Origin of the sequence: Arthrobacter sp. H5 (assembly GCF_000520595.1) — a bacterium.
Classification (GTDB): Bacteria; Actinomycetota; Actinomycetes; order Actinomycetales; family Micrococcaceae; genus Arthrobacter_D.
Genome location: NZ_KI914984.1, coordinates 73,558 through 86,167, shown reverse-complemented (window position 1 = coordinate 86,167; position 12,610 = coordinate 73,558). Strand labels below are relative to the sequence as shown.

11 protein-coding genes are annotated in these 12,610 nt (G+C 61.8%); 6 read left to right on the top strand and 5 right to left on the bottom strand.

Translation table 11 applies throughout. The features are described from left to right. Positions 1–167 precede the first annotated feature (167 nt). Positions 168–818, bottom strand: coding sequence for an SDR family oxidoreductase (locus tag Y708_RS0106155; protein WP_028279252.1), 651 nt, complete (start codon positions 816–818; stop codon positions 168–170). Positions 819–975: 157 nt separating this feature from the next. On the opposite strand from Y708_RS0106155, the gene Y708_RS0106150 reads away from it, so the two are divergent. Then, positions 976–2,655, top strand: a complete 1,680-nt coding sequence (locus tag Y708_RS0106150; protein WP_035775444.1) for a nuclease-related domain-containing DEAD/DEAH box helicase — start codon at positions 976–978, stop codon at positions 2,653–2,655. Here the strand turns inward: Y708_RS0106150 and Y708_RS0106145 are convergent. Both Y708_RS0106145 and Y708_RS0106140 read right to left on the bottom strand, forming a co-directional pair. Beyond that, positions 2,652–3,863, bottom strand: a complete 1,212-nt coding sequence (locus Y708_RS0106145; RefSeq protein WP_253905707.1) for a type II toxin-antitoxin system HipA family toxin — start codon at positions 3,861–3,863, stop codon at positions 2,652–2,654. The two genes, Y708_RS0106150 and Y708_RS0106145, sit on opposite strands and share 4 nt — an antisense overlap. Further along, a complete protein-coding gene (locus Y708_RS0106140; RefSeq protein WP_028279249.1) occupies positions 3,860–4,108 on the bottom strand; it encodes a helix-turn-helix transcriptional regulator in 249 nt (82 codons plus the stop codon). Before Y708_RS0106140 ends, Y708_RS0106145 begins: the two co-directional genes overlap by 4 nt. Positions 4,109–4,957: 849 nt before the next feature. Between Y708_RS0106140 and Y708_RS23260 the strand changes: the two genes are divergently transcribed. The 4 genes from Y708_RS23260 to Y708_RS0106110 all read left to right on the top strand — a co-directional run bounded on the left by Y708_RS23260 (position 4,958) and on the right by Y708_RS0106110 (position 10,772). Further along, positions 4,958–6,565 carry an HNH endonuclease signature motif containing protein gene (locus tag Y708_RS23260; protein WP_051478688.1) on the top strand — a complete coding sequence of 536 codons (1,608 nt, stop codon included), beginning with the start codon at positions 4,958–4,960 and terminating at the stop codon, positions 6,563–6,565. A 264-nt stretch (positions 6,566–6,829) separates the two neighbouring features. Beyond that, complete coding sequence (locus Y708_RS0106120; RefSeq protein WP_253905706.1) at positions 6,830–7,834, top strand: extracellular solute-binding protein; 1,005 nt, start codon at positions 6,830–6,832, stop codon at positions 7,832–7,834. A gap of 80 nt (positions 7,835–7,914) precedes the next feature. Continuing rightward, complete coding sequence (locus tag Y708_RS0106115) at positions 7,915–8,928, top strand: ABC transporter ATP-binding protein (RefSeq protein ID WP_028279246.1); 1,014 nt, start codon at positions 7,915–7,917, stop codon at positions 8,926–8,928. Positions 8,929–8,939: 11 nt separating this feature from the next. Then, positions 8,940–10,772, top strand: a complete 1,833-nt coding sequence (locus Y708_RS0106110; RefSeq protein WP_028279245.1) for an ABC transporter permease — start codon at positions 8,940–8,942, stop codon at positions 10,770–10,772. Between the two features lie 41 nt (positions 10,773–10,813). Here Y708_RS0106110 and Y708_RS0106105 read toward each other — a convergent pair whose 3' ends face one another. Both Y708_RS0106105 and Y708_RS29030 read right to left on the bottom strand, forming a co-directional pair. After that, on the bottom strand, positions 10,814–11,209 hold the full coding sequence (locus tag Y708_RS0106105) for a hypothetical protein (protein WP_155853726.1): 396 nt from the start codon (positions 11,207–11,209) through the stop codon (positions 10,814–10,816). Continuing rightward, positions 11,173–11,688 carry an Ig-like domain-containing protein gene (locus Y708_RS29030; RefSeq protein ID WP_155853725.1) on the bottom strand — a complete coding sequence of 172 codons (516 nt, stop codon included), beginning with the start codon at positions 11,686–11,688 and terminating at the stop codon, positions 11,173–11,175. Before Y708_RS29030 ends, Y708_RS0106105 begins: the two co-directional genes overlap by 37 nt. A 156-nt stretch (positions 11,689–11,844) precedes the next feature. On the opposite strand from Y708_RS29030, the gene Y708_RS27380 reads away from it, so the two are divergent. After that, positions 11,845–12,552: a hypothetical protein gene (locus Y708_RS27380; protein ID WP_028279242.1), complete on the top strand. Its 708-nt coding sequence runs from the start codon at positions 11,845–11,847 to the stop codon at positions 12,550–12,552. Positions 12,553–12,610 lie beyond the last annotated feature (58 nt).

Below are 12,610 nucleotides of genomic sequence, written 5' to 3'. Positions count from 1 at the left end.
GCGGGGCCGGATGATTAACCACGCCCAAAAACACAAACCGCAGCCAGCCCCGAATCACACCCGGGACCGGCCACGGATCGGTGGATCAAGGGTAAGCGTATTCAGGTTACCTAACCACCGACTGACCCCACACCGGACCGGTGCGGGGTCAGTCGTTGGAGTAAGCGTCACACCACCTCAAGGGCCTCCGCGATCGGCGTACTGCCGCTGTTGAACTGGATGAACTTCCCGACCGTACCCGGATTGCTCAGCACCGCCGCCGCAACCTGCGCAACATCCTCACGGGCCACGGAATCCTGCTCAGGTTCGCTCGACACCTCGATCGTTCCCTTGCCCTCATCCGCGGTGAGGGCTCCAGGACCGAGGATGGTCCACGCCAGGTCGGTGCCCCGCAGATACTCGTCCGCTGCGGCTTTCGCCTCGGCATAGTGGAAAAAGCCGGTATCCGCAGGAACATCGTGATCCAGACGGGCACCGATGTAGGACACCATGACATAACGCTCCACCCCGGCGTCCTTCGCAGCGTCCATGGAACGACAGGCCGCGTCACGGTCCACGGAGTAGGTTGCCTCGGGGCTGCTTCCACCTGCACCTGCGGACCACACCACGGCGTCGTGCCCACTGATAATCTCAGCCACCTCGCTTACCGACAGTTGCTCCACATCGGCGACAACCGCCGTCGAGCCCGTCGCCTCGACGTCGTCGCTGTGGTCCGGGTTGCGGAAGATCGAGCTGACCTCGTGGCCACCGGAGGTCAGGATGCGGGCGAGATGCAGGGCCACTTTCCCGTGGCCCCCGATGATGACAATGCGCGACATGATTGACTCCTTAGATTGTTGACTGCCTTGCCGGCAACGCTAACGGTCACCGGCATGCCCGGCCAGTGGTTCAGCGCGTGGCGAATACGCCGGACGGTACATTTGATCAACGCCCGACGACGTCCACGCGACCGTGGACAACCTTGGAGGGGAAGCGATGCGCTGCATACCCGACGAACCGGAGTTCAGCGACGGCCAGTCCGCCGAACGGGCCGTCTGGGAGAGGCTGCGCTCATCACTGCCCGACGACGCCGTCCTTGCCCACTCGGTCCTGGTTCGTCACGGCCGCGCGGAACACGAGATTGACCTTCTCATCCTGTGGCCGGGCGTCGGCCTCGCGGCCATCGAAGTTAAAGGTGGCCTGGTCACCATTGATAGCGGCCAGTGGTACCAGTCGGGCGGCAAGGACGGCCGGCGCAGGATTCACAGTCCGGTGGCCCAATCGCAGAGTTCCATGCACGCGTTCAAGGACTGGATTGGCGGCCAGCTCGGCACACCGCTCACCAGCCGCTTCGCCTATCTGGTCTGCCTCCCCTACACACAGGTTCCGCAGGACTGGTCAATGGCGGGGTCACCGCGATCCCTGATTCTCGATCAGAACGACCTTGCGTCGCCTGCGGACCGGATCCGCCGCGCCATCGAAACGGAAGGCAACGGCGCGACGTCGCTGGCGCCGTCGTACCTTGAACGCATCGTAACCAGGCTGGAAGGAACCCTGGAACCGTCGTCCCATCCCGAGACGAACCCCCGCGACGTCGAGGACCTCCAGGATCAGCTGACCGAACGGCAATCGGTGCTGCTGGCTGCCACCCGCGGGATTTCGCGCATCCGCTTCAGCGGTGGCGCCGGCAGCGGGAAGACCTGGCTCGCCATCGCGAAGGCCCGCCAACTGTGCCGGGACGGCAGGCGCGTGGGCCTCTTCTGCTACAACAAGGGACTGGGCCAGCATCTGCAGAACCAGGTATCGGGATGGCGCCACGCAGGGCCGGAGTTCACCGGAGAGTTCCACGACTACGTCCGCTCGCTGGGCGTTTCGGACGGCGAAGGGCAGGCGTACTTCGACGAGGAGATGCCACGGCTGTTGCTCAAGAAAGCGGCCGATCTGCCTGTGGAGGAGAAGTTCGACGCCGTCATTGTCGACGAAGCGCAGGATTTCGCTCCGCTGTGGTGGGAGGCCCTGCTTGCGTGCATGAAGGATCCTTCCGGTGGCAGCGTGTATGCGTTCATGGACGACCGGCAGGATGTGTACCGGCGGTGGGGCGGGGCAACGGCCGACTTCATGCACGGTCCGGTTGCGGACCTGGTGCCTATCCATATCGATGACAACCTTCGGAATACCAGGCGGATCGCGGAGACCTTTAAGGTATTCGCCGGGGAGCACTTCACTCCACGGGGCGGGACCGGGCTGCCCGTGCGGCGCGTGGAGTGCGCAACTGAGGACGCGCTCGACGTCGCGGGAGACTGTGTGGACGCGCTCATTGACGAGGGCTGGGCCGCCAACCAGATTGCCCTGCTCACCACGCACCACCGGCACCCGGTCCACCGGGACTATTTCGAGCAGAACGCCACCGCAGACTACTGGAGAGAGTTCCACGCCAACGAGGCCGAGTTCTATGGTCACGTGCTCGGGTTCAAGGGCCTCGAGCGCTCAGTGGTGATCCTGTGCGTCGACGGATTCAAGGACATGGACCGCGCCACCGAGCACCTGTATGTGGGGCTTTCGCGGGCACGAAGCCTTCTGGTGGTGGTTGGGGACTCTGCGTTGCTTGCCGAAGCCGGCGGCCGGGAGCTTGAGCGGGCGTTGTCCCGTTGCGAAGCGTGGTATCCGCCCGGCTAACCCGTTTCCAGCAATCGCCGCCGGTTCTTTAGCTCCCTCACCCACGCCCGGGTTTCCGTGGCTGGGAAAGGGGATGCTCCGGAAGCAAGATCATCAGCCAAGGTACGTGTGGCTGTAAGTCCCACAGCAATGACGCGCTCCGCCGCCCGCTGCGGCAGACCGGCCTGAACCATCCAGTACAGCAGGTGTTTTCGGGAAACACCGGTCCGCTTTCCTGCGACTGGCAGCGCCAACGAGTTGTCTTGATAGACCACCGTTGAAGGGATGTCATAGATGGGGGCGACCGCAACTTCCCCGTCGATGGTCTCCCGCAGGGATACGTTCTTTGCGTGAAGATCTCCGTTTCCTGTCAGCCACGCGAACATCAGTTGAAGCGCCAGGTTGCGTAATGCCGGAAGCGGAGCATCGCAGAGCCGTGTGAGTTCGGCGCACAGTGTCTCGAACGGGACGTCATACTTGTCCGCCGGGTAGAGGCCCATCACTTGAGTTGCATCCTCGATGGCCAGCCGGCGAAGTCGGCCGTTGTTCTCCATGACCCGATCGAATCTCTCCACCAACAATCCTGGGCGACCGCCGGCGTCGTGCACTAACTTCACCGCGCTGAGGGGAAGCTTCAACCGCCGGGCGTAGGAGTACATGAGGAATTCATTCTCGACGACATGCGCAAACTCGGGTGGGTCGAGCTTCAAAATATACCGCCGTCCGGCCGACTCGACAGGGAGGGAAATCATGCGGGCCGACAGCTTGTCCTGAACACCCGCAAGAGCACTCAGGTCAATGCCGGTACTTTCCAGAACTTCGTCGAAGTGAAGAGGCGCAGTGGAATCCAGCACGACGGCGGCGGCAGCCTCAGCCGGGAAAGAGCCGCGTTCGACGATCTGCACATCACCTACCGGATCTCCTCCGACTGCAAGAAGCAAAGACAATTCATCGTCCGCTGATGTCTTCACTGCCCTCCGCAGCGACGTCAACCGCCGTCCCTCCGGCAGCAGACCGGTGAAGAACGGCGGAACGCCTCCACTGCCCACGAACACGGGAGCCGGAGTGAGAGGAAGCGACGTCGCGACCGCGGGCGCCTGCATAGACAGGTACGCCGGCAGATATTCGAAGCGCGTCCCGCCCTCATGCCGCTCCAACCGGGCGGCGTGCACACCGCGCTTGTACACGTCCGCCTGACTACGGATCGTCAAAGGTTCGCGCGGAATCACAGGTCTTGACTCCGTGCCGCAGGCTCCTTGTGCAGACGCCGGGAGGTTACTTCCAGGTCCAGGCCAAGCGCGTGGAGCACAGAAAGGACAGACTCCAGTCGAAGCGTCGGCTTGCCATGCTCAAGCGACCGAACAAACCGTTCGGACACTCCTGAAAGATCGGCAAGGTCGGCCTGAGTGAGGCGCACGGCAGCACGGCGGGCACGCACGTGCTGCGCAAGTCTTATCTCAAAGCGGGCTGTCATTGCATTCCAATCCCGGCACGATCATGCCGTTTTACCAATCATGGAGGGGAACCCCTCGGAAATCAAGGCTTCAGGCGAGTGGATCGGTACGATCATACCGAAATGACTTTTTTGCCAGCCGCGGGTCAGCATTCACGCGGGTCCTGCCTCTCTAATCGGCGCGATCATGCCGGTTTCGGCGGGCTCCGTGACCGTTCGCGTCACCGTGAATCATGCTGGCCGGCCCGCAGTGACATCACGCAGCTCCTTCAGCCGCGGAGTTCCGGACGGTATGTCGATCACGATCAGACGGCCTCGCTGTACCAACTCAATGGTCAGCGCCACTGGTCAATGAGCCGCTGTGTTTTCGAATCAGAAACCAAGTATGAAGCCCTGCACTCGGAACCGATGGGATACGCGAGCTGGTGGCACTGGGAGAAACGCGCGGTGGTGCACAACGGAATGCTCCTCCGGCTGTGGCCGCGGTGGACCCGGGCGGCCAGGGAGGCAGCGCGCGAGGGACGGGACATTGGTTTGCAGTTGATCTGTCCGCAGTTATCTGTCCAGCGGCGGGAGAGGATCAAGCGGGCAGGACCGTGACCATGACTGACTGCGAGTACATCGAGGCCGCCGTGGACGCAGCGATCGAACTGTCACGCAGCACAGACGGAGCTCCGGTGCTGGTGGCTGATCTGACTGCCATCATGTACTGGCACTGACCTCCGGCGCCGGGTTGGGCGCCTGGCTGTGAGTGCCTGGCTGTGAGTGCCTGGCTGTGGGTGCCCGCCTGTGGAGAACTACTCGCTCACTGCTCCTCCACATTGGCCGCTGGAGATCGATAATAGTACACATCTTCGATAGAATTGATGCATGGCCACCGCCCTTCTCGACATCCAGTACCAGGAGATTCCCCTCCTGCAGTCGGTGCACTCTGACCTTCTGGCATTCGGGCGGGAGTTGGCTTCCGGTTACCTCACTCGCAGCCGGCAGGACATTGCTGCGACACTTGTAGAGGTCGAGGAGCTCTCGAAAGTGGTCGACTACCTTCAGGTGCTCACTGCCCGCGCGGTAGAGGATCATGACATCGCCGCAACAGGTGAGCAGGTACCGCAGGCCGCCGTCGTTGGGCAGGATTGGAACACGGCGTCCGGATCACCGGTGGAGAACAGGCCGCCGCTTCCTGTCCATAAGAACAGCGCAGACTACCTGCGTGCAAAGATCGGCATCAGCCGCAGCGAAGCGAACCGTCGTTTGCGCCTCGCCGTGAACATCCTGCCGGATACTCCCGGGCCGGGAACTGCAACCCAGCCCGCACTCGCGGCACTGAGCACGGCGGTGGGTTCCGGGTCCGTCAGCGGGCGAGCCGCCACAGTGATTTGTGACGCCGTCCAACGGGTGCGCCCTGTCGCCACCCCACGCCAGCTGGACGCCATGGAGCATCACCTCACACGGCAGGCCATCGAGTCAGACGAAGACATCCTCAGGGTGCTCGCCGGCCGCTGGGAAAACACCCTCGACCAGGACGGACAGGAACCCACAGATAAAGTCCTCAAAGCCAGGCAGGGTGTATTCCTCCGTGGCCGGCGCAACGGCCTGCATTTCATGGAAATCGGTGCCACTGATGAACAGTTCGAGCACCTGGTCACCGTCATGAACACCGCCACCAACCCACGTGTGGGCAAGGGGTCCAACCAGCACGACGACGGCGGCGGCAGTGGCGGCGATGAGTGCGGCAGCGGTGTCGGTCGCAGCGGCAGCAGCGATGACGACGCCGGCACTCACGACCCTGGCAACGGCGCCGGTGGCAGCGGCGCCAGCGGCGCGGGAGGGAACAGCGCCGGATCCGGGCCCGGATGCGAAACGGACCCGGAGCGGCCAACCCGTGCACAGAGCCTGCTGGACGGCCTCGTCTCAGCATGCCAAATTGCGCTTTCCAGCGATGGGCTCCCCACTACCGGCGGCCACCGCCCGCAGGTCATGGTCACCATCAACCACCGGGATCTGGTGGGCGACATGGAGCGTGCAGGCCACTCAGTCTTTGCTGAGCAGATGAGTGCGCGCAGCATCAGGAAACTGGCCTGCGACGCTGACATCATTCCATTGGTCCTCGGCGGAAAGGGCCAACTCCTCGACATCGGACGTTCACAACGCCTCTTCCCGGCATACATGCGCAGAGCACTGGTGGCACGGGATAAGGGATGCACATTCCCCGACTGCTCCATTCCAGCCACCTGGTGCGAAGCCCACCACATTAACCCCTGGGCAGCAGGAGGAACCACCGGAGTGTGCGACGGTTGCCTGTTATGTGCACGACACCACCACGTCCTTCATGAGGGAGACTGGACCGTCGAATCCATAGACGGAATCCCGTGGTTCAGACCGCCCAAATACCTGGATCCGGACCGGATTCCCCGGAGAAACACCTACTGGCAGGTTGAGCAGGCGGTCCAACAACAGCTTCAACTACTGCAGATCTGAGAGGTTCAGATCTGAAGCTGCAGCCGCCGCGGGCGTGCCACCATACCGCTTTCCATCTCAGCCCGGCGCGGCGGTGTCGTCGTCTTGGCTCCGGGCGGCGACGCTCAGATGCCCGCGTACTTCAATTGCGCGTCACCATGCTGCTGTATGGTGAGCAAACGCAGCCCAAGCAGGGCCGCGAGTTGTATAAGAGGGGGACAGAAGTTGTACAAGCAGCCTACTAAATTCGCGTCTATCGCGGCAGTCATATCCTTATCACTGGCCTTGGCATCCTGTGGAGGAGGGGAAGGCGAAGCGGAAGGTGAAGCCTCAGGAACGCTCATCGTCTACACGAATTCAAACTCCGACGGCCGTGGCGAGTGGATCACGGAGCAGGCCACCGAAGCGGGCATGACCATCGAGATCGTCGGGCTGGGCGGCGCGGATCTCACCAATCGAATCCTCGCCGAGAAGAACAACCCTGTTGGTGATGTGGTGTTTGGCCTCAACAACATGTTCTTCGAAACCCTCAAAAGTGAAGAAGTGATCACCGCCTACGAGCCTTCCTGGTCAGGCGAGGTTGACCAAGAATCGGGAGATCCCGATGACGGCGCATTCTGGCCCCTCGTCGAGCAGGCTATCGTCACGGTCTATGACACGAACACCACACCGGAATCTGATGCTCCTGAGGAGCTCGATGACCTGTGGAGCGACGAGCAGTACCAGGGCCGCTACGAAGTCAACACCGCCCTTGGCGAAGCGACACCGCAGCTTGTGCTCGCCGGACTTCTTGCAGGGTACGAAGATCCCGACGGCGATCTCGGAATCTCCGACGAAGGGTGGACGAGGGTTGAATCTTACTTCGCCAACGGCTCTCCTGCCGTGGAAGGAACCGATCTCTACGCGAGGCTCACCCGGGACGAGGTCGACTACGGAGTCATCCCCAGCAGCGGCATCACCAGCCGTGACGCCGAGTACGGAACAGCCACCGGCGTCATCTCCCCCGAAGCGGGCGTTCCCTACGTGACCGAGCAGATATCCGTCATTACCGGAACCGCCAAGCAGGATGCGGCCGAAGAGTTCATTGACTGGTTTGGAAGCAGCGAAGTGCAGGCCGAGTTCGCTGCGGAGTTCTCCTCCTACCCGGTCAACGAAACCGCCCGCAGCGAAGCCCTTCCCGAGGTCATCGAGTTGGTCGATTCCCTTCCCAAACAGGACATCGATTTCGGTTTTGTTCGGGAGAACATCAGCCAATGGGTTGAGAAGACCGAACTCGAATACCTGCCATAGCGGAGTGCGGAAGGCGTCTGCGGCTTTTATGCGGGCGCCTTCCCATCGGCATTGATACCCTCATCCCGGCTGGAGCAAACATGATCACTTTTGACAACATCGAAGTTAGCTTCGGCGATCACAAGGCAATTCCGGATCTCAATCTGGAAATCCGCGAAGGTGAATTCTTCACTCTCCTGGGGCCATCGGGCTGCGGAAAGACCACCGCCCTGCGCACCCTCGCCGGCTTTATTGAGCCGTCACGAGGTGAGATTTACATAGACGGTAAACCGGCCACAAAACTCCCGAGTGAAAAACGCCGCGTCGGCATGGTGTTCCAGAACTATGCCCTCTTCCCAAGCATGAACGTCGGCGAGAATATTGCGTTTGGTTTGTCGGTGAAGAAGACCAAAAAGGAGGATACGCGGCGCCTGGTTGCCGAGATAGCCGACCAGGTTGAGCTCACCGCAGATCAACTTGAGAAGAACGTATCTGAACTCTCCGGTGGCCAGCAGCAGCGCGTGGCCATTGCCCGCGCCCTTGTACTCAAGCCACGCATCCTCCTACTTGACGAGCCCCTCTCTAACCTGGACGCGAAGTTGCGCGTCCAGTTGCGTGAGCAACTCAAGAATCTGCAGAGCGACCTGGGCATCACCACCGTCTACGTAACGCATGACCAAGAGGAGGCGCTCACCATGAGCGACAGAATCGCGGTCTTCAACCGCGGCGTAGTCGAGCAGGTTGGGACTCCAGCCGAGATCTATGACCGCTCCGCAACAGAATTTGTCTGCACGTTCATCGGAGCGATCAACACGCTGTCTCAGGACACCGTCCAACATCTCATCAACAACGGAGCCGTTGGTCTCGACGCAACAAGTTCCTCCTACCTACGCCTTGAGAAGGTCTTTCTGCATCCACCGCGAAATGCCGACCGCACCATCCGGCTCGACGGCGTCGTCGCGGAACGCTCCTACCACGGCGCATACAGCAGCTACGTCATCAACAACAACGGCAGCCGCCTCCGGGCGATGGTCACCGAGAACGGCGAACCACCTCTCGCCGAGGGCTCCACCGCCTCGCTCTACGTCGACCCATCGTCGATCCTGCAGTACTGAGGGGAAGCGTCATGAAGAAGCAATCACTGAAGCCGATGTTGCGCTCGCCGCTGATCATTGTTGTCAGCATCATCCTGCTGTGGTTTACGGCCACCTTCCTGGTGCTGCCCAATGCGAATCTGCTCATCGGCACCTTCTTTCCCGACGGGCAGTTCACTGGCCGGGCAGTCGAAAAGCTCTTCAGCTCTGAGCGCGCCATGACAAGCCTCTGGCACAGCTTTCTGTTGGCAGCAACGCTCGCCGTTACCGTCAACGTGGTGGGCATTTTCATTGTGCTCGTGACCAAGTATTTCCAGCTCCGTGGCGCCCGCGTCCTGTGGCTCGGCTACGCGACCACCCTGATCTACGGCGGCATTGTCCTCGCCGCTGGCTACAACTTCATTTACGGTCGCTACGGCTTCATCACCAACGCAGTGATCAATGTCTTTCCCGAGGTGGACCCGAACTGGTTCTCCGGCTACTTTGCCGTCGTCGTCGTCATGACCTTCGCAACAACAACCAATCACATGCTGTTCCTCGGATCCTCCCTCGCCAAGATCGACTATCAGACCATTGAGGCAGCCAAGAACATGGGGGCGTCAACCTGGACAATCCTCTGGCGCATCGTGCTGCCGGCACTCCGGCCGATGATCTTCGCAGTCACAGTGCTCACCTTCCTCACCGGTCTCGGTGCACTCACCGCTCCGCTGGTGCTCGGCGGAACCGACTTTCAGACGATCGCTCCGCTGATCCTGACCTTTTCCCAGAGCTCCAGCTCACGCGATCTCGCCGCACTTCTCGCCATCATCCTCGGTCTGGCCACCATTGCGCTCTTGGCCATCATGAACCGGGTGGAGAAGTCCGGTGTGTACTTCTCCGTGGCCAAGGTCGCCACCCCGATGGCAAAACAGCACATCCGCAACCCGATCGCGCGCATCCTCGTGAACATCGCCGCCTGGGTTCTTTTCGTGGTCTACGCAGCGCCGGTCCTCTTGATCGTGTTGTTTTCTTTTCTCGACTCGAGCGCCGTCCTCACGGGTACCATCGCCTGGGGAGACTTCACCTTCGCAAACTACGCCACGGTATTCGGCACTCCTTCGGTCATGCGGCCGTTCATTGTGAGCCTCGTTTACAGTGCCCTCGCCTCAGTGATCGTGGTGGGCGGACTCCTTTTTGTCTCCCGAATTATCCAGAAATATCCCAACCCGTTGACGTCGTTCTTCGAGTATCTGCTGCACATCCCGTGGATCCTGCCAACAATCCTCATTGCGCTCGCCCTGGTCATGACCTTTGACCGCCCCAATCCGCTGATCGGCGGACAGGTACTCACCGGCACGACCGTTCTTTTGCTCGTCGCCTACATCATCGTGAAAATTCCGTTCACGCTCAGACTGCTGAAGGCTGCCTTCGCCTCAATTCCAGATTCGATGGAAGATGCCGCACGCATCCTTGGCGCGAAGTCGCTGTTCACTTTCCGCAAGGTGCTCTTTCCGCTGGTTGTCCCTACGGCAGCCGCGATCACGGCGTTGAACTTCAACAGCCTCCTCGACGACTACGATGCAGCGGTCTTCCTCTACCAGCCGCTGTACGCTCCGCTCGGAATCGCGATCAAGGCAAGCACCGAAGGTGAAAACAACCTGGATTCGATGTCGATCACGTTTGTCTACACCGTCCTGCTCATGATCATCATGGGGCTCACCATGTACCTCGTCTATGGCCGATCGGGTTCGTCACGCAAGCGGCGCCGCGGTATCCCCACAAAACCGGCGGAAGGTGACACCGTGGATGCCCCGACTTTGTCAGCCGCGGTTCTGCCTTCCGAACCCGCGCGGACCCCGCAAGCCGCAGCAGATCGACAAAACTGACAAGGGGCGCCCACCGGACGCCCCCTGCCGTACTCCTGCGACTACTTGGTGAGCGTCACCCGATACGTGGATGTGGCCGCACCGTCCTCACTGGTCACCGTAATCACAGCGGCCCGGTCCCTGCCGGCCGGCTGCGTGACGGCGACCTCGGCGTACGGATCTGCCGCGAGCGCCGACACCCCGGGCAGCTTGCCCCGCGACGGGACCTCATAGCTGGTCACAGCCGGATCAAATCCGGTAACCGGCGTTCCGCCCACACTGATGGAGCTGAGGGTCGAATCGCCCGACTCGGCGGGAACCACACCCAGCACCTCGATCTCGCTGACCACCATGTGCGTCTCCGGACGGGCAGTCATCACAACCCGGACCGACGACGCCGTCACAGCGTCCAGCGGCAACGTCACCGCTGGCGCGGGCGAACCGCCAGGAACCGCCACGGGCTCCCCGCATTCACCCAACCGCCGTCGTCGTCCTGGACCTGCAGCCGCATTGACCCCGCATAGCTGTCGCTGGTCCCGTCCCGGAAGAAGTGCACCACAACGCCGCCCAGGGTCTGTGCCTCGGGCAGCGTGACCGTCAGGGTGTCGCAGACGTTCTTGTTCTGCGATTTCCAGTTGGACCAGGCCTTGTCCCGCACATCCCATTGAAGAGGCCCGCCGTGCCGTAGCCTGGCTCGGTGAACGTGGCACCGGCTGTAGTGCCGCCATCGTCGGCCACGTTGGCAAATGTGCCCCCCGGTGACTTGGATGCGCAGGGTCGCGGGAAGTGTGTCCCCGCCACCGGCGTCCGCAGTGCCAGCGAGCTCATAGACACCCGGCTCGCCGTAGGCAACCGCTGTGTCCCATGTGACCGGACGTTCGACGACGCCCGCCCCGGCTGCCGACGGCCGTGACCACGGCCGGCAGCTCAGGAACACCGCCCACCACGGCCTTGGCGCGGGCGGGCTGGGTGTACGCGAGAGCACCGGGCGTCCGGGGCACTGAGCTGCACGGAATGGTGAACGCCCGACGCTGCAGTTGATCCGGTGTGGATAAGCCGTTCGACTGTCGGCGTCTTCGTATAGCTTGGTTGTATGGGACGCAAGGAGACACCTGAGACCGACTGGACTGCTCGGGATGAAACGCTGTGGACCACGGCGGAAATTGCAGTGTTGCTCAAGCGAGGCGAACTTGATCGCCGCATGCCCCAAGCCGTTCCCTTCGCCATGCAACTGGGCGGCCACGAGGAGAAAATCTTTGTCCACGGTCCATTCCAGTTGCTGGCATGGGTAGCCCCCGGCGATGGTTCCTACATGCACAACAACAGCACAATGGTGGCCATGGGCCGGGGAGCCGTACCTGCCGTGCTTGCCTTCGGTGCTGTGCGCGCCATGGGCAACGCAACTCGTCGTGCACGGGCACGGGAATTGGCTCAACCACGGTGGATACCCATCGATCATGGCACTCTGAGCGTCGGCAGTTTCGGCTTCTACATGCACACGACCCACGCGCTCCACTCTTGGGGGTGGAAGAGCATTCATCTCGCCTCGCTGACCGGACCCGGCTCCCTCCAGATTGATGGTCAATCAGCCGATGGGCCAGTGAGGTGGATACTCAACTCGGACTGGGCTGAGTTGGTCTTTGTCTTGTGGGCGTCAGTCTGCAACCCTGACCACCCTCAGATGACAGGACGGGTGTGGCTGCCGGAGGACTGGGCAACCAAGGCGATGGTCCGCTCCATGTCGGGTAGCGGCTACCCGACATTCTCCGCATTCAACGAGGTGATACGCGGGCTTCCGTAGGTGTGATCGCGGATGAAGATCAAGGGGCATCACACGAATGTCACCGGAACATGATTCG

What these genes read in the sequence shown, in the direction of transcription:
- Y708_RS0106155 (WP_028279252.1), bottom strand. Translation starts at nt 818, where the DNA reads ATGTCGCGCATTGTCATCATCGGGGGCCACGGGAAAGTGGCCCTGCAT.
- Y708_RS0106150 (WP_035775444.1), top strand. Translation starts at nt 976, where the DNA reads ATGCGCTGCATACCCGACGAACCGGAGTTCAGCGACGGCCAGTCCGCC.
- Y708_RS0106140 (WP_028279249.1), bottom strand. Translation starts at nt 4,108, where the DNA reads ATGACAGCCCGCTTTGAGATAAGACTTGCGCAGCACGTGCGTGCCCGC.
- Y708_RS23260 (WP_051478688.1), top strand. Translation starts at nt 4,958, where the DNA reads ATGGCCACCGCCCTTCTCGACATCCAGTACCAGGAGATTCCCCTCCTG.
- Y708_RS0106115 (WP_028279246.1), top strand. Translation starts at nt 7,915, where the DNA reads ATGATCACTTTTGACAACATCGAAGTTAGCTTCGGCGATCACAAGGCA.
- Y708_RS0106110 (WP_028279245.1), top strand. Translation starts at nt 8,940, where the DNA reads ATGAAGAAGCAATCACTGAAGCCGATGTTGCGCTCGCCGCTGATCATT.
- Y708_RS27380 (WP_028279242.1), top strand. Translation starts at nt 11,845, where the DNA reads ATGGGACGCAAGGAGACACCTGAGACCGACTGGACTGCTCGGGATGAA.